Below are 23,971 nucleotides of genomic sequence, written 5' to 3' on the forward strand. Positions count from 1 at the left end.
GCTGATTGCGGCTGGCCTTATGGCAATCGGCATTCCGCCATACCTGCTCTTTGGGAGCTAAAACCTTGCTTTTTGCGTGCAAGCAAAAAACTTGCGGTAATCTGCTTTCGTGACATGCTGCGTGTACTGCCGGGCTGCCCCATCACCGGCAGTCTCTCCTGGACCCGATAAGCGAAACGACACGCTTATCGGGTCTTTTCGCGTTTATAAACATTACAGGAGCATCGCGCTGTAGCGTGGTTGAGGAGAGGCGACAGTGGGATCTTTGCCAGGCTGTTAATGCTTGTCCTTAGTTGTGAGTATTGAGGGCGTCCGTTAGCGCCCAAACGCAAAAACGCCCCTGCCCGACTAAGGGCAGAGGCGTATATCGGCTTATGCGGGTCATGCCCGCGCAGCGCGGCTTCGAGGCTGCGCTTCATAGAGCCTATCTAGGCGTTCATTGAGTCCATCGATGCGGTTGCCCACCCCCTCGATCGAACGTAGGATTTGCGAAGTCTGTTCTTGCATGCCCGCCTTCGTAACATACGTCTCAGCGGTATGAAGCCGGTGGTCGGCAAGCTCCTGCCGCGTCAGGGCGGCTAGTGCATTGGCGGCAGAAGCAACCGCAGAGGCTTCGGCCTTTGCCTTGTCGACCTTCCCCTCGATCCTCCACCAGATACCCCAGAGGGTGCCGGATACGAGGATGAAGAATCCGATACCGCCGACGAGTTGCGCCCAAAGTTCAGGTGTCATTTACGGCCCCCTATCGCCTTCGCGATCAGTTGGGCACCGGCGACACCACCACCCACATAGAAAATGTTGGCGAACACGATGTCCGCATATTCTTTAAGTTGCGGCGGCAACGCCGCAACGTTGGGCAAGGAGCCGCCAAAGGCGGAGTCCATCATTCCCCAGCCGAACCAGCCGGCGCACGGCACAGCCGCGATGAGCCAGGGAATCCAGAACGCCTTGTGCTGCATGCCCTCGCGCACGACGGCGGCGTTCTCGACCTGTGCAGCCATCTGAGCCTCGATGGCCTTGATGGAGACTTCGGCCTTGATACGGTCAGCGTCGTTGTCTGCCCGGAGTTTCGCTTCCCATGCCCTGGAAAAGGCGGAGGCAAGATCGCCCCCGAGCAGTTTGAGAATCCATTGCAGGATCACGTTGCCCAGCCGAGCTTCTTGGCCGCCGCGTAGGCCATTTCGACGCCAAGGCCTACGCCCGTACCGACCAAGACGAGGAGATCAGGATCCGCCCCAATCTGGCCGGCGATGTCCGGATCCAGCAGACCGGCCGTCACAAGCGCGGCCGCGGCATATCGGAGCAGGATGCGCGCGATTACAGAGGTCATTTCTTGCCCCCCTTGATGAATGCGACGAGGATGGCGATCAGCGCCGACCAGCCGGAAGCGGCCGGTGCGGGGGCCGGAGGGGGAACCGGGATCGGCGCCGGCGCGGCAGGGGCCACGACAGGCATGCCAGCAGCCCTCACGGCGGCGAGGAACTTCGCGTGATAGCCCGCGATGGTCTCAGCCTTGTCCAGCACATTCACGGTGCGGCGCGCGCCGGTCACGTCGCCCTTATCGAGATAGAAGCGAAGCCCCTTCCTTGCGCCGTTCCAGCGACCGTCGAGCAGCCCCTTGATGAGAACGCGCGAGGAGATACTGGGATCGAGCATCTTGTCCGGATCCTTGACAAGATCGACACCAGTGTCGGCGCTCGATTCCTCGTAGTTATCCAGCCACGTGATCTGCACTTGGCCTCGCCCATAATAGACGTGGTTGTACGGTCCTGCCGGCTTCGAGTATTTCGCCACCGCGCTCTTCGGCCCGCGCTTGACAGCGAGCTTGTTGACTGCGGCCCGTGCGCCAGCGTCCGTGGAGGCAAAGCCCTCACGCACCGGAACCATGCGGGTGCCGGTCTCGTGGTAGGCCGTCGCGAGCGCATAGGCCAGCGTGTCCGGCTTGCCGTCGCCATGGGTGGCGAATGCGTCGAGGATTCCCTCGATGCCGTTTACCTGAGTCTGCGACACGCCGCCCTTGAACAGCGACGTGCGCAGCGAAGCGTAAAGCTTGCTACGGTCCATGATAAATCCTTTCAGGAAATTCTAATTCTCGTCCGTGCGCCCATACCGACGCGTGTTCGTCCACTCGGTCGGCGTTGCCGGCGTGCCGTCAGGAGCGTTGTCGGCGACCTTGTCCTGCGATGGCGTGTTGTCGTTCGCCGCGCCATCGGTCCCACCCCCGCTTTTCTTTTTCGCGGACGAACCGTCGTAGAGCTTGGCGCTGATGGCAGTGCGATAGCCCTCGCCCTTGGAGTAGGAGTGCGTGGCCGTGTCGATAATGTACGGCACGCCATCCAAGCCAGGACGCACGCCCTCGAAGATCAGTGGAGCGCCGGCGACGATCGCAGTGTCACCGATGACGGTAACGGATGCCGCACCCTCGCCGCGCTTCAGTTCCTTCGCCTTCGACTGAGCAGCCTTGTCGGCCTCCGCCGCGTCGGCATAGGGCTCGGCGATGCGATAGACGCTATCGCCATCGGCATCGCTGTCCGCCTCGACCTCGACACGCTTGGCCTGGTCCTTGTCCTGGTAATACGAGACGACCTTCTGATATTTCGTCCGGTCGTTCGCCTCGAAGGTGCAGGTGCCTGGGATGATCTTGGGCGGCGAGACGACAACCGAGCCCATGAACGAGCCGGAGGCGGCGTTGCCTGAGCCTCGCTTCGAGAAGACGAGCTTGCCGTCTTTTACCTTGAACAGGCCGTTGTGGCGCTCGGCCAGGCGGCGGAGAACGTGAATTGGCGTCTCGTCCTGCTGGCCAAACCACTCATATTCGTGCTCGCCGATCTCGCTGTCCACGGAGGCAGAAAGGCCGGCATCCGAAGCGAGATCGGACACAATGTCCTTGACCTTTTTGTTGTCCCAGTGCCGTTCCTTGCGCTCTTTCAGCTTGCCGGAGCGCATGTCTCTAGACTTGCCGGAGATCGACATGGAGTACGGCAGGCATTTGGGGACAACTTTGTCGACAACGTAGGTGCCAAGACTGCGCGCGGCGCCGTAGCCGATCCGGATATCAACGATGGCGCCCTTGCGCGGGATGGCGAGAAACTGCGGCGGCCCGTCATTCAGCTCCATCTGGAACGTATCGGACGCCAGCCCCTCCTTGTCCGTCACCGAAATGGAGACAAGTCGCTCGTAAAAGCCGCCGGCAACAGGGTTGCCGTCGACCGTGATTTCGACTTTGGGGTTCATGCTACCTCGAAGGGGGTAGTTGACCGTCACGCACCGACGCTGTTTTCTGGCGTCGGTGGGAGATCTTGTGATGAGTTATGACTGGACCGGGGAACGCACACGCCGCATGAGGATTGCGAGGACGGTTGCTGCAGGAGCGTTGCTGCTCATGCCGCTCCTGGCCGTCGCCGTGACATTGATCAATCCCACAGGCTGACGAGCTTGGAAGCCGTCGTCTTCTTGGCTATGTCGGGCATCACGATGGTGGTGCCGATCGGAAGGACAGGGCCGCGCGCCGCAAGCCCTGGATTGGCGGACAGCACGGTCTCGGTCACCTCTGCCGTGCGGCCATAGTGGGCTCGGCAAGCGAGATCGACCGTCTCGCCCTGCTTGGTCGTGTAAGTCGTTGGCATTTGCACCTACCCGAACAGGTCAAAAATCGGCTTGAAGAACGACGAGCCGCCGCCCGTGTCGCCGTACCGCTTCAGCGTGATCGAATAGGAATTCTTTCGCGGTGCCCCTCGGTGATCGATGAAGCTACGTTCTTCCGACACACCCTGGATGGTGAAAGAGCCGTGGATCACGCCCGCCGACTCGCTGCCTGAAACGAGCATTAGCGGCACGCCCGCGTTTGCCGCGGCGATAATGCCGTCCAGCGAGTCCTGCCCGCCGAACTCCTCGTTGAACAGCACGCCGCTGATCGTCACCTCTTCCGAGGTCGGGCCGGTCCATTGCTGCTGGTTGAGCGTCTGCGCAACGGCGATGTCAGCCCATGGTGTCTGCACGCGGCGCTGAAGGCCGTTGAAGCCAAAGCCGATCGCCTCGAAGGCGAACGACCCCAGCATCATTGGGGTAGGTCCGGACATGGGGGCTCCTGCCTTATCGCAAAACGGGTGCGGCCCGCCGACGGGGGTCGGCAGGACAAAAGAACTGGTGAGTGGCTTTACTTTAGGTGCTGCACCACGGTTCGCGGCGGCCAGACCACGTTCGGGCTAGGCCCTCAGCTACGAGCCTGTCGCCGATCGACTCGGCATTGCGCACCAGGATGCGAAGCGAGCGTCCATACTTGTCGGTGTCCCTGTCCGGCAGCCTTTGCATTTGAAACGGCCCCGCGCTTAGCAACACTTGCAACCGCTTCTTGGCTTTCTCCCCGAGGGCACGCTCGCTTGAGCATTTTGCCTCGCCGATCTCTGGCGTATCTATGTCCGCTATGCGGACCTTCTCACCATCGAGCCAAAAGGTGTCGCCATCTACGACGCAGGTTACACGCTTCGAACCAGTGCATGCCGGGAACGCATCAACGACTCGCCTTTCCGGCGGCTTGGCCTTGTGGTTCAATTGCAGAATAGTGGCATCGTTGACGACGGCAGAGACCTCGGAAGCATTTACCGGTCCAGCGGTCGTTGCCCATTGCCATGCTGAAGCGAGATGATTCCATCCGGCCCCCACAACAATTGTCACACAAAATGCGACGGCTGACACCTTCGCGACCAGCGAGACGAATTTGCGTCGCTGGCGTCGCCGCCCCTCCCCAAACTGCACGATCCCGCTCACAATGCTCTCCCTGTGTCTCCGTCAGGCACCGTCCATGGTAGAGGTTACAAAACGCTGAATCTACCGAGGCGGCAGCTGCGAATGTCGTGACGGCCCGTCTCAGGGCCGTCACTCATCGTCAGTCAGTGTCCGCAGCCTCGATCTCAGCCTTAATCCGCTGACCGAGGCGAGACGCCGCCGCGTCAACTGCATCCTGCGGAGACGAGATGTTAGTGATGGTGACAGGGGCATGCACCGTGATGTTGGGCCGCTCTTTGTTCGTGACCCGAACATCCGATACGCCCCTAGTCGGTCCAAGTAGTTGTCCGATTGTGCCGGCGTCGAGCGACATCGGCTTGCCCTGAAGGCCGGCGAGCAACTGGTCCACCCTGACGGGGGACCCAGTGGTCGCGGCTGGCTTCGTCTCCGGCGTTCGGAGATACGCGTCCATGGACGCACCGCGCCCACCGTCGTCATAGTTACCATCCCGATACGGATGGCTGGAATTATCATTCCCGCCGAGGCCGAGGAGGCTCTTGAGGGCCTGTATGTTCTGCGCAGACTTTTTGTTGTCGCGCTCTTGGCGGGCGGGGTCGTTCTTGAGGTTTTCCGCCCCCCACCCCATCAAGGCCGCGAATCCGGTCACCCCAGCCAGCCCCATGGTCAATGGCGAGAACGGCACGCTTCCCTTAAACTTCCCAGGTGGCTTACCGCCTTTCGGCTTTTTCTTTCCGTCTCCGTCCGGAAGATCGACGCCAGCCAAACCCAGCGCACCTGCAATACCTGCAAGGGCCTTGATCGCGCCAAAGACTGTCGAAGCCCCAGACAATAGCCAGAGAGCCCCGGCGAGCTTGCGTATAGCGCCAGCAACCAGTGCGAAGCCTATCGTCCATTTCAGGACGTCCAGATAATAGGGCGAAAGGTCAGAGAAGAATTTGACGATCGGGTTGTCTTCAAAGTCCTTTTTCATCTGGCGAATCGACTCGCCGTAGCCCTCAAATTGCTTGAAGACCCGTCCGAGCCGATCGGCCGATCCTTCTCCATCGACCTTGCCGAATAGGAGATCGCCGAGGCTCTCGATTGCCTCCTTGACACCGCCATCAAAACCGAGGCCCTGCATGAACCCTTTCAGGCCATACTTCATCTCGTCAAAGATACCGGCGCGAGAGCCGAGCGTATCAAGCACGCTGCCGATTGCGGCAACGCCATCCTTGATGGTGGGAAGCCATTCTGCGCCCATGTCCTCAAAGACATAGGCGATCTTATTCCTGAGAATCTGAAGGGCGTTGGCCGTGGTGCCAGCTCTCGCCACATACTCACGGAAAGCCGAGCCGGAATAGTTCGTCTTGTTGGCGACGGAATCGAGCGCCTGATCGAGCAGCCCGATATTGCCGATGAGCGGCGCGAAGGCCTTCGCCTCGTCACCGAAGAACTGCGAGAGCAGCGCAATCTGCTGGTCCTTCGGAGCCTTCGCAAGCGCCTTAAGGACAGTCTTGAGGGCGGCAGGTGCGTCCTTTTGCATCTGCTTGGCGATGGTCGGGAGATCCAGGCCGAGCGCCTTGGCGGCATCCCGCTGCTCTTTTTTAGCAAAAGACCCCGCCGACATCTTCTTCACGACGTTCTGCATTGCCGTGCCGGCCGTCTCGGCCTGCGCACCAGCTGCAATCATCGCGGAGCCGATCGCCGCAATCTCTTCCTTGGCAAAGCCGCCCATCTCAGCGAGCGAGCCCACCCGGAGCATGTACTCCGTGATGTCCTTGGCCTTGCTGGCCATATTATTCGACAGGTGGTTGATCGCATCGGCCATGTCGCCGGTTTCAGCAACCGAAAGGCCAAGCTGCGTCTTGAGCTTCGCAAGGCTCTCGCCAGCCTCACCGGCCGACATGTCGAAGGCGATACCGACCCGCGACGCCATCTCGGCGAAGGCCTTCAGATCTGTCGTGGCCACGCCAGACTCGCCGGCGGCCGCAAAGAGCTGCGCGATCTCCACCGACGTCATCGGCAGTTCGCGGGACATCGATTTGATGGTCCGCGACATATTCTGGAATTGCTCGTCCGAAGCATCGACGACCTTACGGACATCGGCGAATGCGGACTCGAATTCGATGGCGGCTCCGACAGTTCCGGAGATGCCCTTCGTTACGCCGAGGTAGCCGGCGCCGAAAGCCAGCAACTGGCCGCCAATGCCGCGCATTGGCGCCATCATGGAGGTCTGCTGGCGCTGGAAGTTAGAAAGGACGCCCTGGATGCGGCGAGCCGGACCCGTCACGCCATCCAGAAGAGTAAGTTTGAGGACGCTACTCAGTGAGGCCATTATGCGCCCTCGTCATGGTGGCCAGCAAGGAGGTTGCGCACCTCAATGGCCTTTTCGAAGTAGAGGACAGCCTTCTCAGGAGGCCACCCTTCGATGATGTCCGGGGACGGCCCGGTTATCGCCGCGATGGTGCAGGCGATTAGGCGCCAGTCGTCCCCGCGTCGTTTCCCAGAAGGTCGCTGACTTCGGCCATGATGCGCGTGATGTCGCGGACCTTGATCTTCTTGAAGGCGGGCAGCGGAACCTCGGAAATCGACGCCAGCACGGCCATCGTCTGCGACGTGTCGTCCTTGAACATCGCGGCGGCCATCATGTCGCCGACGGTAGCTTCACGGAAAGTGAGCGTCTGATAGGTCGTGCCGTTGTGCTCAACGGGCGCGGACAGCGTGACGGTCTTCGTCATGGAATTCTCCTCTGGTAAAAGAAAAGGCCCGCCGTGAGGCGAGCCTGAGGTGTCGGTGGTGTCGGTGGTGGTTGCGACTACAGAAGCATCGCACGCTGAATGCCGGCGTACTGGGAGACGCCGCCGATCTTCACGTCGAAGTCGTCCATCTCAATGATGGGGTCGCCGTCGATCTCGAGCTTGTAGTAGTGGACGGCCACCTGATAGTCGTTCTCAGCCTGGTCGCCAGGCTTCCAGCTGCCGGCGTCGCCCTGCTTGAGAAAGCCGCGGATGGTCATGACGGCAGAGTGCTCGTCGCCGTCCTCATCCACCAGCGCGCCGGTGATCATGAACGGGTTTTCAGCGCCAGGCTTGAGGCCGAACAGTTTGAGGACCTGCGGGTCCATGCCGGGCATCTTGAAGCTGAATTCCAGCTTCTCGTAGCCCAGTTTCACCTCGCGCGGCTTGATCATGCCGCTGTTGCGCATCTCCTCCAGCTTTTCCTGCGGGACCGGCGGCGTGATGTCGCCGATCTGGCCCAGCTTGGAATCGCGGTCAGCCCAAAGGGTGCAGTTCCTGAGAAGGAACCGCGGTAGATTGCGGGTAGCCATTTAGGGAATCCTTAAAAGCGGGGAGCCGGTAGCGGGCTCCCCGTGCCATTGGGCTTAGGCAGCCAGCGTGAGCGGGCCGTTGTCGATCTGCGCGCGCACGCCATCCAGCAGCTCCAGGTAGTAGCTGATGTTGCGATGCGTTGTGATGTTGATCTGCTCCATGATGCCGACCGGCTCGAACTCGACGTTCAGGAACACTTTGCCCTGCGCATTGAGCGTGGGGGTGTTCAGATCCGAGAGCCAGACGCGGCCACCAAGGATGTCGTCGTTTTTCGCGAAGACGCGGAGGGCGGCGTTGCCGTCCTCGATCATCATCTTGAGGTTGGCTGCGGTGAACTTGCGGTCGACATACTGGAAGTAGAGGTCTTCCAGCGCCTCGTTGATCATGTCGGCAGTCGCACGAACCGAATCGAATGCCCAGACGAGGTTGTCCGTCGCAAGGCGCGAGCCCCACGTACGGAAGCCGCCACGTTCGTTGATGATCGTGTTGACCGCGTTCTCGTTCAGGTAGTTCGAGTCAGCCGGATACTGGATCGTCCGTGCGACACCGTCGATGGTGCGGATGATCTTGTTCGAGACCGAGCCGGACACGCCCTCCGCCGATGCGACAACGCGAGCGCGGACACCAGCAAAGACCGGGGCGACAGGCTTGGTCACCGGGACGCCGTTGACGTTCTTGAGCGTCTTCGGGTCGATGATCAGGACGCGGCCGCCATTGATCGTGTTGCGGTAGCGGACGGCCTCAGCGTTCGTCGTGTTCGGACCTTCGACATAGGCACGCGCAGCGATCTGCGGGGCAACGGTCGCAAGCGCGGAGATGAAGGCGTTCGCCACGTCGCCGACGTTCGCAACAGCCGCCGCGCCAGTGCCGCCGCCGCTAGAGAAGGAAATGGTCGGCGTCGAGCCATAGTCCTCGCCGGGCTCAGTGACGTTGACCGCGGTGACCGGGCCGCCAAGCGCTGGCGTCAGGATCGCACCGCTGCCACCACCGCCGCTCAGAGTCGCCGTCGGAGGCGTAACGTAGCCGCTGCCCTGGTTCGTGATCGAGATCGCGGTGATCTCGCCACCCGTGACGGTGCACGTCGCAGTCGCCTGCACGCCGCCAGCCGGAGGCGCGGAGATGGCGATCGTCGGGGCCGTGGCGTAGTCATCACCAGGATTGGTGATCGCGATCGAGACGACCTTGTGCTTGTTAATGACTGCCGTTGCGGCAGCATCGCCAGAGCCGGAGATGCCGACAGTCGGAGCCGAGGTGTAGCCAGCGCCGCCGTTCGTGACGGTGATCGAGACCACGCCGTCTTCGATATAGGAGCCGGTATCGCCTTCGGTAACGAGGACGCGCGGCTGAACCCGAAGGAGAGCCTTGGTGCGCAAAGCCGCGTAGATGCCGGTCTTGGCCGAGGCGTCACCGATCAGGTTGGCCTGCGTTTCCTGTGCGTTGGCGCCGACCGCTACACGGTTCACAACGGCATACGAGCCGCCCTCGCCGAAGTAGGTCTCGAGCGCCGACTTCAGCCAGCTTTCACCGAGCAGATTCGCCTGCGACAGGGACGTGACGAGCGTGGGCGTGTTCAGCGGATAGGTGGCCGCATCGGCATTCGGGGCCGTGCCGTTGAACTGCGTGATACCGAAATTGGTGATGCGCAGAAGAGACGGCGTGTCGGGGCTCTCGTTGAGCGTCACGCCGTGTTTGTACGAAAGATCGACCACGCGGGCCTCCTCCTTGAGTGGTGGCGCCCGGCTGCTGGTCGGCAGCGGGCAACAAAAAACCCGCCTTGGTGGGGCGGGTTAGTGCGGTGGGTGATGGTGTCGGGTGGGGCTAGCCGGGTCGCTAGCCGAGTAGGTAGGCGGCCCAGACGGCGGCGTAGGCCAGGATCGGCCCGGCCACGTCGGTCAGGTTCGACCAGCGGATCCACATGAGATACCAAGCCTTCGGCGAGCCGGATGTGAGATCGAGCCCCGTCTCCGTGTCGCGCTTTTCGCGGCCGACGTAGAAGGCAACGCCGAGGGCGCCACCGAGAAGGTAGGCTGGCCAGAGGGCGAACCACGGGCTGAGAATGACCGCCATAACGACGGCGATAAGCTGCGCTTCGAGAATGTGCCCGAAGAAGCTCTTGTCGATCTTGAAAGTGCCGATCATTTAATTTCCTTCTTGGACTTCATGTATTCGAGAGCGCCCTGATTGGTGTCGTACTGCCGGTCGCGCTGGCGTTCGGAGAGCCAATCGGCCGTACCGCAGGCGACGAGAGGCAGGCAGCACAAGGCCACGGCGATGATGCGGGTCATGGGGATGTCCTTCGGCTACGGCCAGTAGGCGTCGTCGGTGAAGTCGAGCGGAGGGCCGTCCTCGAAAGGCGAAACGCCATCCTTCATGTCCCACGAGCGCTGCATCGTGGCCTCGATCCAGTTCATTCCGCTGGAAACCAGCGAGATCATCTGATCCGGCGTCAGGATGTGATTGGCGTCCGCGCCATCGCGAATGACCATGACGGGGGCCGTTATGCCGGCCGCCTTAGCGCCCTGCGCCTTGACCAGTAGAGCAAGAAGAACCGTCTGGTCCCTCACCCGCCCCGTGAGCGGCACGTCGCCATAGCCTGGCACGGCGAACGTTGCGCCTGCCGAGATGCGGCGATCGCGCTCAGCGTTGATCTGGTCGCCGGTGGGCGGTGGAGCGTCTTCAAGCTCGTCGACCCATTGAGGCAGGCCGCCGAATAGCTCGACATGGCGATCGATGGCCACCTTGCCGTCGGGCGTCGGATCGGCTGGCTGGATCGGCCAGTACCCCACACCAACGTACTCGGCAGGGCACGGATCGAGGGCCGCGGAGAGGTCTGCAAGGCTTTCATCCGAGAGCCCCACAAGAGCGTCTGGCACGCCCGACTCGCCGTCTATGGTCGGGCCGGAGAGGATGATGCGTTGGTAGTCCATAATCACCCCTTCAGTCGGATTTGGGCAACGGATCGGTCACTCAGAGCTAGATACAGAAATCGCCCGTCAAGAGAGAAGCAAAAGCTCCCGCTGATCGTTAACGAAGTTAGAAGATTAGAGTAATTCGCAAAGAATACGTTGACAGTTTCATCAACATCTAGCCCGTACCTTGTCGTTAGACGTTCACGTCGAATCCCGTTGTCGTTGCTCTTCCCGCAGCTGAAACGATATCTTCCGTCCGGGGTTTCGAAGAACACTCTATCCAGATCCAGACCGCCGTTGCTTCCAGCACCCAGATCCCGCCAATTTGGGCTTAGAGTAGAAGCAACCTGGCCGTCGTCGCCAAGAGCTCGCGTACCGTTCTGTATGACGCCCAAGAACCTCTCGGTAACGCCCGTATTCCCATAGTTTCGCGAGCTGATAAGAACGGCAGTCTTCAGGTCCCACGGGGTCGTGAGACGGTATGAAAACAAGAAACCGCTGGTGGAGGCGCCTTCTCGCATTGCAACGAAGTATCTTCCATCAGGGCTGAAAGAGAACCCGCCAACATTTGTTAGTGAGGCGACGGGTATCGTTTCAAATTGGGTAAAGTCTGCGGAAGAGAGAGCAAACGGCGTGCGCAAGCGAGCGCGGTACATGTCGTTTTGATAATTGCTGCCACACCAGTACAGAAATGTGCCATCAGCCGATAAGGCTGCTCGTCCAGGGACGACGTTCAAAACATTGGACGCCGTTATCGCAATCAGTCTCGCGCCAGCAACACTGATGTCCCAAGAGCCAACCGTACGCGCTTTTTTCGCTTTGGGTGCAACCCCAATTAGCCGCTTATCTTGCGCAAATTGAAGGCCATGCCGGCTGACGTAACGAGGACGCATGCTAGAAATCCTCAACCTGCCCCGTGAATACGATGCCGCCCGCGAGAGCTACACCGGAGGCAATCCAAATGCTCCAACTGCCTGGGATCCGCAGCGGCGAGCCCTCTGAGAAGTCGGTGAAATATGTAGTCGCCGTCGCCGTCGTCACGGCCAGAGTATGGGCCGCCATGAGGGCGCTCGAGACCAGATACATCGTCACGCCATTATCCGGAGAGACGAACAGCATAAGTTTGCTTGCCGTTACCGTTGCCAGCGGCATGGCCGAGAGAGCCTTGAGCAGGGAGCCGTTGGTTCCTGCATCACACAACTTCACAGCATTGGTGGCATCGTTATAAGTAGTCTTCGCCGCCGTGGCGGTTGCGCACACGGTTCGGCCGCCCTGTGCGAACACAGGTTCGTGGCTGACTGCCATGACAGTCTCCTGAAATTTAGAGGGCTACAGCGAGGGCAATCGCCTGCTTGCGGGCCGTGGCGGCCTGGGTGGTGATCTGTCCGGATAGGACCGTGTCGGCGTTACCGCGAGCGGTTGCCTCGTTCGAGACTGCGGTGGCGCGGGCAGATGCCTCGCCACTAACTGCGGCACTGATCGCCGAATTCGCCGCCGATATCGTGTAGTAGCCGGAAGGATCCCACGTCGCAGCCGCAGCGGCCGAAGCAGCCGCTGAAATCTTCGAAGCCTCGGCGTCTTCGGCCGCAGAAACTGCCGTGTTCTTGGCCGTCACGGTCGTGGCGCGATCGGCCGCAACCGTCGCCTTGTCGGACGTCACCTGTCCGGCAAGCGTCTGCACCGTTCCGAGGAGGGCCTGCTGCGCGACCGTAGCCGCTGCAAGTCCACCGATCTCCCAGTCCGTATGCGGACCAGGATTGCCGGCAACGCTGATGATTTCGACCGTCAGCGCGCCTGTCGTGGAATTGTAGGACAGCAGCCGGGCCAGCGCGTAGTCGGCGATCGTCGCCAGCCGCGTGATCGCAAGGAAGGCGGTCGGCTGGAACAGTTCGCGCCGCGCGCCCTCGTCCACGATAAAGACGAGCTCGTCATTCAGAGCAAGCGTGTGCGAGGTCGATGAGGACGCCGTCATGAAGCCGAGTTCGAGAACGTCTTCAATTTTTTGGAACGCGGGAGCCAGAACCTCGTCAATACGAGCCAGGCCCTGCCGCGTCAGCGTGTCGGTTGCGCTCTCCCAGGAGACCCGCAATTCCTCAAGCGCGGCCAGGCGTTGGTCAACGCGACCGTGGATGAGATTGAAGTATTTCTCATCCAGGTCGGTTTTGCCGTCGACCATCTTCGGCATATTTGGCGTGCCGTGTTCCAAGGACATAGGCTTACTCCGCGGTCTCGGCGATCTTGCCGGCGGCCTTCAGTTCTTCGCGCAGCGCCGGCGACACCCGAAGGCGCCCCGGCACAAGCTTCATTCCAGGCAGGTCATGGGTCTGGGTGAGAACAACCCAGACCATTCCTTCAGAAGGCTTCTTCTTTGCGGTCATGTGGATTTCCTTAGCTGACAGCGACGTCGACGCGCTCAAGGACGAGGTACGGGGGAACGTCCTCTGTGCGAGCGCCGGTGATGTCGATCTTGTAGGTGCTGATGTTGCTGCCAACCGCGAAGGCGAAGCGGGCGCGCTTGGTGCCGGCCGTGTCGTCCACGACCTGACCGGCCGTGCCGGTCGTCGTCGAGGCAAAGCTGCCGCCATGCTTCAGCTTGACTTCCAGATCTTGATCGGGGTCGGTCGGATCGTAGTTGTCGAGCCAGAGATCCACGATGAAGTTCTGCTTGGCCGAGCCGAGCGTCCTTGCCGTGGAGAGGTGGTGGAGTGCCAGACCAGCGCGGCGAACCGTGATGACGTTGTTGCCGAGCTTGATCGCGGCCTGCAGCGACGATGTTCCAATGAACACGCCGCGGAGCTCGATCGTGTCGGGCCGAGACGCGAGAACGTCCGGCTCCTTCAGATCCCGCCACACGCCAGCGATACGGCCTTCCAGATAGAAGCCCGTGCCGTCCGGTTCGTCGGCTTGGATATCGTACTCAAGGGCGTCGATGCCGCCGGCCAACGTGATCGTGGCCAGCGACACTTCGGTGCGCGTGCGCGTGAACTTGTCAGCATAGAGCTTGATCTTCAGGTCGCGGCCGGTCGTCGGCGAAACCCAGTCCTGATCCTGGCCATAGAAGAGCGTGCCTTCCGTAAAGCCGACCGGCGCCGTTTGAATACGGTGGTTGCCGGTTGTGATCAGGATGAAGCTGTAGAGCTTACCCGCCTCAAAAGAGCCGGGCGGAAGGTTCGCCGTGGTCTCCAAGCCGCCGGTCTTCAGGTCGGCGTAAGGCACGGTCACCTTGGAAATGACCTTGAGTTGGTCGGGCTTGGCGTTGTTGGTCTCGCAAAGCAGCACCGTAACGTCGCCAGAAGTGTCAAGCTGGGTCAGGTAGAACCCGACCCGCGAGATCTTCATGGCGCGCGCGGTGCGAAACGTCTGCGCGATGGCGACGCCAGTATGGGTAACAGTTGCCATGGTGGCCTCTCAGTTATCGGACTCTCTTGGCCACGTACTGGGTCTTGTAGGACCCATCAGCCTGCTTGACCTTGGTCTCGCTGATGATCGTTCCAGACGTTCCGCCACCCTTGATCAGCGCGGCCTTGGCGGCAGCGATGGACGTGTACGTTCCGACGGTCGTTTGCTTGGAGCCGCTGCTCTTGACCTCAGTCACAACGCCTTGCGTCTGGTAGGACGAGGCCGACAGATCGCCATTGGAACCCGGCACTTCGAGAAGGATTTCGTACTCGTGCGCCGGCGTGATCCAGTCGGTATCCCAGCGGCGAACCAGCGGGTCGGTCGGATTGAGAAGCTGCAGGTTCTTTTGCGCGGTCGTGCTTTCGAAGCCCAGCGCACCGTTCGCCAGCGTGTGGCCGGCAGCCGAAGACGGGTCAGTCTCGTCATCGGTGGCAAAGTCGTCCGATGCGTAGGCCGAATAGCTGTCCGGAAGGTTTGCAGCTTCCTTGACGCGCGCCAGGTCAACAAGCGCCTCGATGAGATCGCCACGGTTGGCCTTGCCGTTCGTGGTCTCAAAGAGCACCGACATCTGCGTCGTGAGGGCGCCGATCTGCGGCTCCGCACGCTTGCGGAAGTTTTCCAGCTCGATCAGCTGCTCGCCGTGCTTCTTCAGCGACGGGAGCTTGGTCGACTCTTCCATCACGATGGACTCGACCTGGGTCGTGCCGAAGAGGATGCGGGCAACCAGCACGCTGTTCGGCGGAAGGGTCGGAAGCTGCGGGTCGATGTTCGGCGTGCCGACAACTTTCGTGAGGTTGCCCTGGCGAAGCTTCCGCATGGGGACGGCCTGCGGCTCGACCTGATCGCTGTCCGCGTCGATAAGGAAGTCGCGTTCTTCAACCTGGTCGTTGACGTCGTCTTCGCCCGACGCGACGATCGCGATGTACCGCTTGTACTGAACGGGGAGGTTCTCATACAGGTTGAACGGAACCGGACCATCGACATAGTAGACCTTGCCGCCGGTGACAAACGCACCGGCCGCGACCGAAATTGCCGTTGCGCTGGTTGCTGTCGTGGCGAGGCCGGCGTAGCGCGCCTCGTCCGTCACGGCTTCCTTGACGATGCGATCGAGCGACGCGCGGACAATCTCCTGAATGCCATTCAGGTCGGCGGGGTCAAGCTCCTGCCTGTCGCGAAAGACGACTTGCTTTTCCATATTAGCTCTCTACGAGTTGGCCGGCGGTGATGGACCCGGCACGGTGTTGCACTCCAGCGCGTGCCACGCCGGTCGTTTTCGTTGAAATCAGGATCTTGTCGGACAGCCGCTTGTGCGACCGGACCGCACCCTTGACGAGCGCGAGCTCATCCTTGGGCTTGTGCATCAGGAAGCCGGCGACGAACTGCGCCGCGGCAAACGGGTGACGCTTGTAACGAACCTTGATGGTGAGCTCGGCGTGGTGCGGCGGCATGCCCAGCCGGGTATGGCCAAGGAACGTCGAAGCACCCTTCCGCTCCAAGGCACGGCTTGGGTCGTACAGATAAGTGCGGCGATAAACTCGCTCGCGAGCGCGGGAAGCCTGTGTCATGCCGGCGAACCAGGTTGCGCCGGGAAATGCCCTGCCCGCAACAGCCGTGCGCCTCTGCCCGACTTGTCGGACCATCTGCGCCACAACGTCGATGGGCGTCATGGACGGGTAGACCATCCGACGCGCCAGCTGATCCTGGCCGGGGACGACGAGCGTCTCGCGGGTGTGAATCGAGAAGATGCGCTTAGGTGCCGTAGACTTGAGGACGAAAACCTTGCGGTCGCCCAGAGGCCGGTAATGGTTGTCCCTCGCCGACGAACGCTGGCGCAGATCAAGCCGCTCCTGCGTCTCGGCCGTCTCCGTCGAGTACCGCCGCTCCAGAACCGTCAGTTCCGTCTCGTTGCCATGATCCCAGATGAAGGCGCGTGGCAAAGCCCGGAAGAACGCTTCGGTCGGCAGCGGAAAGCGCCGCTCGACAAAAGCATGTTTGGAACCTGGATAAAGGCCCTTCGCCGTGCCCCGGTCTCGGCGGGGATAGATTCGAAGCTGCGGGTAGCGGGCGAGAAACTTCGCACGCTGCTCAGGAGTCGTATTGGGCGACAGGAACGTCTTGGCCGGAGGCACAATCGCTCGCTTGAGTTCACCGCCGGCAATCTCGATCGCCAGCCGTAGGCCTGCCTCTGTGCCCTTCAGGCGGTGCAGGCGGACAGCGGCGTCGATGGCGCGGCGCTTCTGCGCTTCCGACCATTTGTCGTTCCAGATATCCACCGACCACTCGTGTGCCAGAAACGGCAGCAGGTGGGCCGGGCAAGTCCACGGGTCTTTCGACCGGCGGATGATATCGACGTCAAGGGCCTCCCAGCGCTCTGCCGATCCCTGCTCTATCGCCTTTTCGAATGGCTCGGTGGACGCGGCCGGCAGAAGTGACGCTGTCATATCAACTAGCCTTCGTGTTCGAGAACCTGGACGTTGATGCTCGTGCAGATGGCAAGGTCGCCGTTTCCGATGACGAGATCAGCGGCTGGCGAGATCAGGCTGACGCGATCAACCGGGCCGACCGTCGCGGCGGCGATAATTGCCGACTTGGGGACGTCACGCGCCGGGGCGCGGCGGGCAGCCGCCATCGAAGCCAAGCTGGTCTCGATCGCGGCCTTCACGGCGACACGATCAGGGCCGGGTTGCACGTAGGCAATCAGGTCGATCGAGTACGGGACCGTGTAGACCGACCGCACCGCCACCTCGTCGGTGAGTGGCTTGATATCGGGCCGGCTGAGGTAGGCACGGACGGCTTCCACAACTTCAGACGGCGCCGTCGAAGCGCCCTGACGTGCCTGCACCGCGACGCTGACCTTGCCGGGAGCGGGCGACCAAACGTCGACATTCAACACACGGGTGTCGGATGTCAGCGCATGGAAGGCATAAGCGCCGACCGGGCCAGCGGCCGCGAAGGCCTCCGGCGCCAGCAAAGTGCGGCGGCGAAGTTCAGCGTCATTCTCCATGACCGCCGGCATCGAGCCGGAAGCCGCGGTTATGACGCGACGGACAACGCCGAAGCGTGCTGCAAGGTGCTCAAGATCGGAACCAGTAGCGAAAGCCACCATGACGGCGCGAACCGCGTCGTTTACACGAGCATAGGCCAGCAGTTCTCGGTAGGCGTCGTCCTGCGCATGAATGATGGCAGGGTCGGTCTCGAGCGAGGCGACATCGAACTCGATTCCGATGGCCTCGAAGAGTTCAACGAGGCGCGTCTTGCGCTCCGCCATGATCACTTCGTAGTCGATGCCCTTGATTGCCAAAGGCGCCGGGAACCTGGAGAGGTCCAGCGTATCGGCGGAAAAACGGGTCGCCATGGCTACCTCTCAAAGACAACCCGCGCCGTCGCATCCTCCGCGACCGAATAGTCACCGAGATGCCCGCGCGGGAAATATGTGCCGTAAATGACGAGCGCCAGGACGCCGGTGGGCTCGGCGCGCTCTACGGCACCACCGCGCATGCGGAAGCGAGGCTCCCAACGCGCAATGGCCGTGGCGGCTGCCGAGTAGACGGCCAGCACGTTGCGCTGGATCATCTTCGTGTCGACGAGGTCCGGAAGATCCGAGCCGAACTCGCGGCGCATGACGCGCGAGCCGATCGGCGTCGTCAGGATTTTCTTGATTGACTGCTGGACATGCTGCCAGCCCGTGAGCGCAGCGCCAGTGGCCGCGTTCACGCCGGTTGAATCGGCCATGAGGGGTGTCCTTTTTGGACGGAGCCAGGCTAGTGCGGTGTGCTCGTGTCCGAGCCGCCGACAACAACGCCACCGTGAACGTGCGTATCGCCGATGTTCTTGCCGTTGTGCGTGAGCGTGCCACTCTCCAGCGTTATCGCGCCGGCCGAAATCGTCACGCTATCCCCGCCCGCCTGAATGACAGTGGAGCCGATCTTGAGATGAAACGGCGTGTTCCCGGTGTTCTCGCGGGCGTTCGCCTCGGAATAGGTCGACATTTCGATGACGGCGTCCGTCAGATCGCCACTCTCCGAAACAAGGTCGATCTGCTCGCCAGCGGTATAGACGACGTCCATCTTGACGCCGCCCGCCCCGTAGGTCTTTGGCTTCACCCAGGGCGACAGGTACGGCGTGCCGCCCTGCTCCGAGATCTTCACGCGGTACTGGCCCTTGTCGTTGGGGCCTTCGGCGATCGTGCCGGTGCGCTTGCGATTGCGAGCTCGCCGCTCAATCTCAGCCAGGCGGTGGTGCAGATGAGCAATTTGCTCCGGAATCTCTTTCGGGATCATGGCGTACCACCATCCGCAACCGCCGGAGTCGCATCTGACGGAATCACTTCCGAAATCTCGATATCGTCCTCAGCGCCAGCCGGCGGTACGAGAAGCAGATTGTCGGCCTCCGTGCGCGTCATGCCATAGCGGGCGATGTCGAGCTCCCACGAGAATGGCGTGCCGGCAAGCTGCGCCTGCATCAGCGCCACCTGGGCCTCAACGACCGGGTCATCAAGTTCGGCGGCCTTGGCGAAGAACATGGCCAGCGGGTGCTTTGGATTCAGGGTATCGCCACTCGGCGGATCTGGCTTCAGGTCGACAGTCAGTTTCAGCTGGTGGGCAGCCATGCGGGTGCCCTTGTTGTCGCCGCTCGCTCGAGACCGCTCAGTGTCAAGAAAGGAAACGCAAAGCTTGCGGAAGATTTCCGCCCATTCATTCTCAGGATCGACCAGCGCATCGCCGATCTGGCGCATCGTCATGTCGAGCGCAAATTCAAAGCTCGCGTCGGTCGACGGCATGCCCGGAACCACGAAGGACTCGTCCGTTTCAGGATCAACCTCCGTCATGGTCGCCGCGATGCCAGTCTCGAAAAAGAACACCGTGCTGCCGTTGGGCAGTAACGACCGCAGAGCCTGCTGCGGCTGCGAGTCCTTGACGGTCGACCCTTCGGAATAGACCGAAATGAACGGCTTCTTCTGGTTGGTAACGAAATTGCCTTCAGCATCCACATCAAGGGCGCTGATCTGGCTGTCGAGCACATTGTCACCAACCGACGTGCGGCCGAGCAACGCTTGAACGGCCGAAATGCGGGCCGCGATGCGGTGTAGCGACATGTGTGCTCCAGAAAAATCTATGCCTGCGTGAGGCTCAAAACCCAGAGATTGGAATAGCGCCCGGAAATATCCGACACTTCCCAGCGCAGCTCACCGGCCCGGTCCATGGCGCGGACAATGTCCTTCACCGCCGGCGTCGGCCCGTCATACTCGTCTCTGGTCAAAAACAGTTCAGCCTGGCCAGCCGCCAGGCGCGTGCGGTATCCACCGCCGTTCCCCTCGCCCGGCGCGAAGCTGTCATCACCGCCGGTATGCAGGATTGCCCTGCCCGTCCATTGCGGCCGATCGGGGTCGGCCTTGCCGTCCTTAAAGAACGAGAGGCGCACTTCCTCTCCGAAAGAGCGCCTCTCGAGTTTGTCGACGGCACGCTCAAGCTTTCGCCAGTCCATTCGTGCCGTCTCCTGTATCTTAGCCGTTCAGGCGGACAATGCCGGTGGGCGACGGGTTAGCCGCCACTGCCAGGGCCTTGCCGATGAGCGTGTTCGAGGTGGTGGTGGTCGTGCAGTTCTTCGCGGTGTCGTCCCAGTAGATGTCAGCGCCTACCGTCCACGCCTGGGCGGAGACTTTGGCCATCTCGAAGACGCCCTTGGTGCGGATCTCAGCGTCAGCACCCGAAACATAAGTCCCGGTCGCGACGCCAAAGAGCTTGCCGACAAGAGCGCCCGCGCCGGACGCTACGTCGTAGGGTGCGGGAACAGTGACGACCTCACCCGGCTGGATGTAATTTTTAGCCATTGGATTCTCCAGAATGGTTGGCGGGCCGGGGCCCGCCGAGTGGGTGATTAAGCGCCAGCGTTCTTCAGAAGGCCGCGGTGATCGAGCGTCTTGGCGCCGACATCAAGGCGAGCCTTGATTTCCATGCCGTCGACGTCGAAGCCGTAACGGCTTTCCGTGAACAGCCCGCGGTTGCCTTCGAGGTAGGCAATCTCGACAGTGTCGATCTGCGACGGCGAGGCTGCCAGATACCAGGACAGCGAAGAACCGGCGACGTCAGCGCCAACAGCCTTGTTGCTGATGCCGTTGTCGAGGCGAGGCTCGCTGATGATGGTGAGCGAACGCATGGAAGCCGTTGCTGCCTTGCTGGTGTCTGTGACGCCAACGAGAAGCTTGAGTTCCTGTTCCGCCTTCGTTTCCAGGTCGACCGGAACGATGAGGAACTGCGGGCGGATGTTCAGAACGGTCTTGCCGTCCATGCCCACCTGCTTTGCCATGGTAGCGCGAGCAACACCCAGCGAGGCCACAGCGAACGCGGCCGCGGTCGGCAGGTTCTTGTGGTTCGCATGGAAGAGCGCGACGCTGTCACCCATGGTCGGGTTCGACAGAATCTGGTGCCAGACGAGGTCCGACTCAAGCTGCGCAGCCGCTGCGCCGAGAAGCTGGGGAACGCGGCCAAAAGCGTTCATGTCATCGTTGATGATGACCTGACGCGTCACGGCAATGATCTTGCCGAAGGTCGCGATCTTGTAGCTTTCCTTGGACTCGGAGAGAGTGCCGCGCTTGAATTCGCCGCTCTCGTTGACCTTGTCGAAGGCCGGGCCTTCACCGAGCTGAGCGCGGTTGACGGCCTTGAAGTCCGACACGGTTGTCTCGCGGACGATCGGGCGGAAGGTCTGGCCGGCGGCCTCGTAGCCTGCGCGGAGCGTGGTGTTGACCACGTTGCCCAGGATGATCGGGAAGTCAGACGTGGAGTGGAAGCCGCCGGAACGCTGTGCAAGGGCACGAGCAGCGATATCCTCGCGGGAAGCGCCACGGGTCTTCTCGCCGCGAATCTCAAGGGCTTCACGAGCCATGTCCATGAGGGTGAAGCCGCGGTATTCGCGGGCGCCCTCGGACAGCTCGACAGTCGGGTCGGCGCGATGCATCAGGGCTTCGCCCATCAGTTCAGCGCGCTTCTCGAAGTGTTCCTTGCCGACGGTGGCACGAACCGAGTCGGTGGCGGGGGCTTCACGCTTCATGAGTGCCTCCAGAAGGGCCGAGCGGAATTCAGCGACAGACCGACCATCGTCGATCGCGGCGTCGGCGAGCTCGACAGCGGCAGCTTCCTTGCCGAGGGCGCGGATTTCGGCGACGCGCTTACGTTCTGCGGCGACCGCTTCAGCAGCGCGCTTTCCAGCATCTTCGGGAGCGGCAACGCGGGTCTCCACAACGGGAGCGTCGCGGGTTTCAGTCACGGTTTCGACCACGCGGGCCTCCTGAACAGGAACTTCGGGGGTGACGGAAACTTCCGCCGTGTTGTTGGCGTCGGACATTTCCGCCTCCATGTTAGGTGAGATAAATTCGACCTGCGGCATGTCATGCCCGGCAGATCTGAACTGAGAGCCGGCGTCGGCCGGAATGGGAACGGCGCTGATTTCCAGCGGCTCCCAATCGACAACCCGCCAATCTTCGTCGCTTCCGTCATCCTTCACCGTCTTTTCGACGCGGTGGATGGCGTAGCCAACAGAGATATTCCGGATGATCCCGTCCCGGATCTTCGACACGACATCGACGTCGCCTGGCGCATTGGAAAGGCGAACACGGGCATAGCCCTTGCCGCCCTCGATGCGCGCAGTACCAGGCACAACCGAGCCGATAACCGACCGTAGGGACCAATCGTCGTGCGTATCCAGAAGCGGAGCCCCGGCGTTCAGGCGATCGAGCCTTACCGCCCCGGACGTGACTTCCAGGATTTCGTTGTAGTAGGTGCCGCTGCGCCAATCGCGACGGCGAACAGATGCGCCGGTGGTCCAAACGACCTCGACGCTGTTCTCGCCCTCGTCATACGACGCGGCGCGCACCTCGGCGGCACGCCCGAATTTGGGCGGCGCCGTGCTATTCGTCGTCATTGACTACCTCTTTTTCAAGTGGTTCCTGCTGCGTCTGCCCCGCCTGAGACATCTTCCGCGGGTCGCTGTCGAAGATCAGCTTGTTCTTATCCAGCAGCTTGTTCCACTCGACATATCCAGCAATGACCTCGTCCGGCGTGTAGCCAGTCTCGGCAATCGCAGTCAGGGGGTTCAGCAGGCCGGAGCGCATAGCTGCGACGCGAGCTGCGACGTCCTTGGCCTCGTCTGCACTGGGAAAGCGCGGCGGAGACCAGTCAACAGGCACATAACGCTGCTTGATCTTGCCGGCCATGAAGGCGGCTTCGCAGAACCAATCCCAGATCGGCTCAAGGAGCATTGGAATGATGATCTTCCACTGCAACTCTTCGATCGTCCGCTTGTAGGTCTCAAGCCCAAGCTTGCCGCTTGAGTAGTTGACCTTGGACAGGTTGCCACTCAGCAGCGAGTACGGAACCCGGAAGCCAGCAGCGATGTCGTGGAGCTTCGCAATCTTGTATGCGTCGTAGCCACCAGAGGCCGCAGGTTGTGTGAACTTGATGTCACGTCCACCGCGAGCGTGGTAGAAAGCTCCAGGCTCGAACCGCTCGACGATCTCGCCGTCGGAGTTGTACACCCCGGCAGACTCGCCTTCGTCAAGCGCAACGCCAGAAACGCCATCGCCAATCTCGCCGCCAGTCACGACACCAACGACGCACGCCTCGAGCTTCTTGCGAAGCCCCTCGGCTGCCTCGTATTCCGCTAGGTCGCGGATGTGTGTGATGGCGGAAACGCCCCATGGCGTCCCGCGCAACTGCGTCCGCGACTTCTCGAAGCAATGCGCCAGGTCCGAAATCGGAACGGCGACAGACTCCTGCAGGAAGCCCCGAGGCGAGCCTGGGTGTTGGCGATAAAGCCAATACTCGGAAGGCCGGCCCAGCGCATCCCGACCGATACCTTCCAGCACGTCGAGGCCGCCATAGGCGCCGTTCTTCGTGGTGTCGATATGGTCGCTTTCCAGCACCTGCAACTGCAGGGGGGCGGCAAGGCCATCCTCAACGCGACGACGACGCCTGCGCACAAGCCCGTCGCCAGCCTCAAGCATGCCGCGGACGGCAAGCGCCTGGATTCCGTAGAAGTCCAAGTGGCCGTCGGCATCGCACTTCTTCGCCCATTCGGCAAAGAGCTTGTTGACCCGTGCGTCCTTGGCCCTCGGCACGATGCCGCTGCCAACCGCATGGGTCACAAGATTATGGATCGCGTTCGCCGCATAAGGGCTGTTGCGCGTGAGATCGCGCATATTGTCCCGAAGAGCAGGCCCGGCTTTGCTGATCTCGGCGTCGGCCGACGAGCCCCGCGAGTACCACGGGTCGCGATGACGCCCCTTGCCCGCCGCCTCGTAGCTGCGAGCAGCCTCGATTGCCATGCGGCTCCGCAGGCGCTTCACGCCAACGGTCGGAGCAATCCAGCCGATCGCCCTATCCAGAATGTTCGCTTTCGTCATCGGCGCCCCATTCTGAACCCGGCAAAGGTCATCGAGGGCCGCGGAGTTTGCTGCTGCTCGAGAGCAGAGAGCGCTTCCCGCATATCCTTCAGGCTGTGATACTCGACCTCGCGCCGAGTGCCCCCGGAATGGAACACAACACGGCGCGCGCCGGTGGCAATCGCTGCCCGCAAGGCAGCGATCTGCTCGCTATTGTCGATCGCCATGAT

General features: G+C 61.7%; 31 protein-coding genes. All 31 read right to left on the reverse strand.

Features of this window, described 5'->3' with window-relative positions; all coding sequences use genetic code 11:
• Positions 1 to 381 precede the first annotated feature (381 nt).
• The 31 genes from J2Y63_RS18635 to J2Y63_RS18785 all read right to left on the reverse strand — a co-directional run bounded on the left by J2Y63_RS18635 (position 382) and on the right by J2Y63_RS18785 (position 23,968).
• Entirely contained in the window at positions 382 to 732 is a 351-nt protein-coding gene (locus J2Y63_RS18635) for a hypothetical protein (protein ID WP_435267316.1), read from the reverse strand.
• Positions 729 to 1,142, reverse strand: a complete 414-nt coding sequence (locus J2Y63_RS18640; protein ID WP_435267317.1) for a hypothetical protein — start codon at positions 1,140 to 1,142, stop codon at positions 729 to 731. The genes J2Y63_RS18635 and J2Y63_RS18640 overlap by 4 nt, the downstream gene beginning before the upstream one ends.
• Entirely contained in the window at positions 1,139 to 1,330 is a 192-nt protein-coding gene (locus J2Y63_RS18645; RefSeq protein ID WP_435267318.1) for a hypothetical protein, read from the reverse strand. Before J2Y63_RS18645 ends, J2Y63_RS18640 begins: the two co-directional genes overlap by 4 nt.
• Positions 1,327 to 2,064: a glycoside hydrolase family 19 protein gene (locus tag J2Y63_RS18650; RefSeq protein WP_435267319.1), complete on the reverse strand. Its 738-nt coding sequence runs from the start codon at positions 2,062 to 2,064 to the stop codon at positions 1,327 to 1,329. Before J2Y63_RS18650 ends, J2Y63_RS18645 begins: the two co-directional genes overlap by 4 nt.
• Before the next feature lie 21 nt (positions 2,065 to 2,085).
• Positions 2,086 to 3,234 carry a phage late control D family protein gene (locus J2Y63_RS18655; protein WP_435267320.1) on the reverse strand — a complete coding sequence of 383 codons (1,149 nt, stop codon included), beginning with the start codon at positions 3,232 to 3,234 and terminating at the stop codon, positions 2,086 to 2,088.
• 179 nt (positions 3,235 to 3,413) lie between these two features.
• A complete protein-coding gene (locus J2Y63_RS18660; RefSeq protein WP_435267321.1) occupies positions 3,414 to 3,626 on the reverse strand; it encodes a tail protein X in 213 nt (70 codons plus the stop codon).
• A 6-nt stretch (positions 3,627 to 3,632) separates the two neighbouring features.
• Complete coding sequence (locus J2Y63_RS18665) at positions 3,633 to 4,079, reverse strand: phage tail protein (RefSeq protein WP_435267322.1); 447 nt, start codon at positions 4,077 to 4,079, stop codon at positions 3,633 to 3,635.
• Positions 4,080 to 4,161: 82 nt separating this feature from the next.
• On the reverse strand, positions 4,162 to 4,767 hold the full coding sequence (locus tag J2Y63_RS18670) for a thermonuclease family protein (protein ID WP_435267323.1): 606 nt from the start codon (positions 4,765 to 4,767) through the stop codon (positions 4,162 to 4,164).
• Between the two features lie 118 nt (positions 4,768 to 4,885).
• On the reverse strand, positions 4,886 to 7,060 hold the full coding sequence (locus J2Y63_RS18675; protein WP_435267324.1) for a phage tail tape measure protein: 2,175 nt from the start codon (positions 7,058 to 7,060) through the stop codon (positions 4,886 to 4,888).
• A gap of 139 nt (positions 7,061 to 7,199) precedes the next feature.
• A complete protein-coding gene (locus J2Y63_RS18680; protein ID WP_435267325.1) occupies positions 7,200 to 7,463 on the reverse strand; it encodes a phage tail assembly protein in 264 nt (87 codons plus the stop codon).
• Between the two features lie 77 nt (positions 7,464 to 7,540).
• Complete coding sequence (locus J2Y63_RS18685; RefSeq protein WP_435267326.1) at positions 7,541 to 8,053, reverse strand: phage major tail tube protein; 513 nt, start codon at positions 8,051 to 8,053, stop codon at positions 7,541 to 7,543.
• Positions 8,054 to 8,107: 54 nt separating this feature from the next.
• Positions 8,108 to 9,763 carry a phage tail sheath subtilisin-like domain-containing protein gene (locus J2Y63_RS18690; RefSeq protein ID WP_435267327.1) on the reverse strand — a complete coding sequence of 552 codons (1,656 nt, stop codon included), beginning with the start codon at positions 9,761 to 9,763 and terminating at the stop codon, positions 8,108 to 8,110.
• Positions 9,764 to 9,884: 121 nt separating this feature from the next.
• The gene (locus J2Y63_RS18695; protein WP_435267328.1) at positions 9,885 to 10,193 is read right to left on the reverse strand and encodes a hypothetical protein; all 309 of its coding nucleotides are present in this window, start codon (positions 10,191 to 10,193) and stop codon (positions 9,885 to 9,887) included.
• Entirely contained in the window at positions 10,190 to 10,339 is a 150-nt protein-coding gene (locus J2Y63_RS18700) for a hypothetical protein (protein ID WP_435267329.1), read from the reverse strand. Before J2Y63_RS18700 ends, J2Y63_RS18695 begins: the two co-directional genes overlap by 4 nt.
• Before the next feature lie 15 nt (positions 10,340 to 10,354).
• Complete coding sequence (locus J2Y63_RS18705; protein ID WP_435267330.1) at positions 10,355 to 10,981, reverse strand: hypothetical protein; 627 nt, start codon at positions 10,979 to 10,981, stop codon at positions 10,355 to 10,357.
• A 2-nt stretch (positions 10,982 to 10,983) separates the two neighbouring features.
• Complete coding sequence (locus tag J2Y63_RS18710) at positions 10,984 to 11,856, reverse strand: hypothetical protein (RefSeq protein ID WP_435267331.1); 873 nt, start codon at positions 11,854 to 11,856, stop codon at positions 10,984 to 10,986.
• 1 nt (position 11,857) lies between these two features.
• Positions 11,858 to 12,268 (reverse strand): hypothetical protein, encoded by a 411-nt coding sequence (locus J2Y63_RS18715; RefSeq protein ID WP_435267332.1) that lies wholly within the window; start codon positions 12,266 to 12,268, stop codon positions 11,858 to 11,860.
• Positions 12,269 to 12,284: 16 nt separating this feature from the next.
• Positions 12,285 to 13,175 (reverse strand): hypothetical protein, encoded by an 891-nt coding sequence (locus J2Y63_RS18720; RefSeq protein WP_435267333.1) that lies wholly within the window; start codon positions 13,173 to 13,175, stop codon positions 12,285 to 12,287.
• 4 nt (positions 13,176 to 13,179) lie between these two features.
• Positions 13,180 to 13,341: a hypothetical protein gene (locus tag J2Y63_RS18725; protein WP_435267334.1), complete on the reverse strand. Its 162-nt coding sequence runs from the start codon at positions 13,339 to 13,341 to the stop codon at positions 13,180 to 13,182.
• A gap of 10 nt (positions 13,342 to 13,351) precedes the next feature.
• Positions 13,352 to 14,362 (reverse strand): hypothetical protein, encoded by a 1,011-nt coding sequence (locus J2Y63_RS18730; protein ID WP_435267335.1) that lies wholly within the window; start codon positions 14,360 to 14,362, stop codon positions 13,352 to 13,354.
• Positions 14,363 to 14,375: 13 nt separating this feature from the next.
• Positions 14,376 to 15,557, reverse strand: a complete 1,182-nt coding sequence (locus tag J2Y63_RS18735; RefSeq protein ID WP_435267336.1) for a hypothetical protein — start codon at positions 15,555 to 15,557, stop codon at positions 14,376 to 14,378.
• A 1-nt stretch (position 15,558) separates the two neighbouring features.
• On the reverse strand, positions 15,559 to 16,803 hold the full coding sequence (locus J2Y63_RS18740; protein WP_435267337.1) for a phage tail protein I: 1,245 nt from the start codon (positions 16,801 to 16,803) through the stop codon (positions 15,559 to 15,561).
• Between the two features lie 5 nt (positions 16,804 to 16,808).
• Positions 16,809 to 17,717: a baseplate assembly protein gene (locus J2Y63_RS18745; protein WP_435267338.1), complete on the reverse strand. Its 909-nt coding sequence runs from the start codon at positions 17,715 to 17,717 to the stop codon at positions 16,809 to 16,811.
• Positions 17,718 to 17,719: 2 nt separating this feature from the next.
• On the reverse strand, positions 17,720 to 18,094 hold the full coding sequence (locus J2Y63_RS18750) for a GPW/gp25 family protein (protein WP_435267339.1): 375 nt from the start codon (positions 18,092 to 18,094) through the stop codon (positions 17,720 to 17,722).
• A 29-nt stretch (positions 18,095 to 18,123) separates the two neighbouring features.
• The gene (locus J2Y63_RS18755) at positions 18,124 to 18,642 is read right to left on the reverse strand and encodes a phage baseplate assembly protein V (protein ID WP_435267340.1); all 519 of its coding nucleotides are present in this window, start codon (positions 18,640 to 18,642) and stop codon (positions 18,124 to 18,126) included.
• Positions 18,639 to 19,457 (reverse strand): hypothetical protein, encoded by an 819-nt coding sequence (locus J2Y63_RS18760; protein ID WP_435267341.1) that lies wholly within the window; start codon positions 19,455 to 19,457, stop codon positions 18,639 to 18,641. The genes J2Y63_RS18755 and J2Y63_RS18760 overlap by 4 nt, the downstream gene beginning before the upstream one ends.
• 17 nt (positions 19,458 to 19,474) lie before the next feature.
• Positions 19,475 to 19,846 (reverse strand): hypothetical protein, encoded by a 372-nt coding sequence (locus J2Y63_RS18765; RefSeq protein ID WP_435267342.1) that lies wholly within the window; start codon positions 19,844 to 19,846, stop codon positions 19,475 to 19,477.
• Positions 19,847 to 19,865: 19 nt separating this feature from the next.
• Positions 19,866 to 20,192, reverse strand: coding sequence for a DUF2190 family protein (locus tag J2Y63_RS18770; protein WP_435267343.1), 327 nt, complete (start codon positions 20,190 to 20,192; stop codon positions 19,866 to 19,868).
• A gap of 47 nt (positions 20,193 to 20,239) precedes the next feature.
• Positions 20,240 to 22,282 carry a prohead protease/major capsid protein fusion protein gene (locus tag J2Y63_RS18775; protein WP_435267344.1) on the reverse strand — a complete coding sequence of 681 codons (2,043 nt, stop codon included), beginning with the start codon at positions 22,280 to 22,282 and terminating at the stop codon, positions 20,240 to 20,242.
• Positions 22,269 to 23,762: a phage portal protein gene (locus J2Y63_RS18780; RefSeq protein WP_435267345.1), complete on the reverse strand. Its 1,494-nt coding sequence runs from the start codon at positions 23,760 to 23,762 to the stop codon at positions 22,269 to 22,271. Before J2Y63_RS18780 ends, J2Y63_RS18775 begins: the two co-directional genes overlap by 14 nt.
• Positions 23,759 to 23,968 carry a phage head-tail joining protein gene (locus J2Y63_RS18785; RefSeq protein ID WP_435267346.1) on the reverse strand — a complete coding sequence of 70 codons (210 nt, stop codon included), beginning with the start codon at positions 23,966 to 23,968 and terminating at the stop codon, positions 23,759 to 23,761. Before J2Y63_RS18785 ends, J2Y63_RS18780 begins: the two co-directional genes overlap by 4 nt.
• Between the last annotated feature and the right edge of the window lie 3 nt (positions 23,969 to 23,971).

The organism is Shinella sp. BE166, assembly GCF_051201095.1.
GTDB classification, from domain to species: Bacteria; Pseudomonadota; Alphaproteobacteria; order Rhizobiales; family Rhizobiaceae; genus Shinella; species Shinella lacus.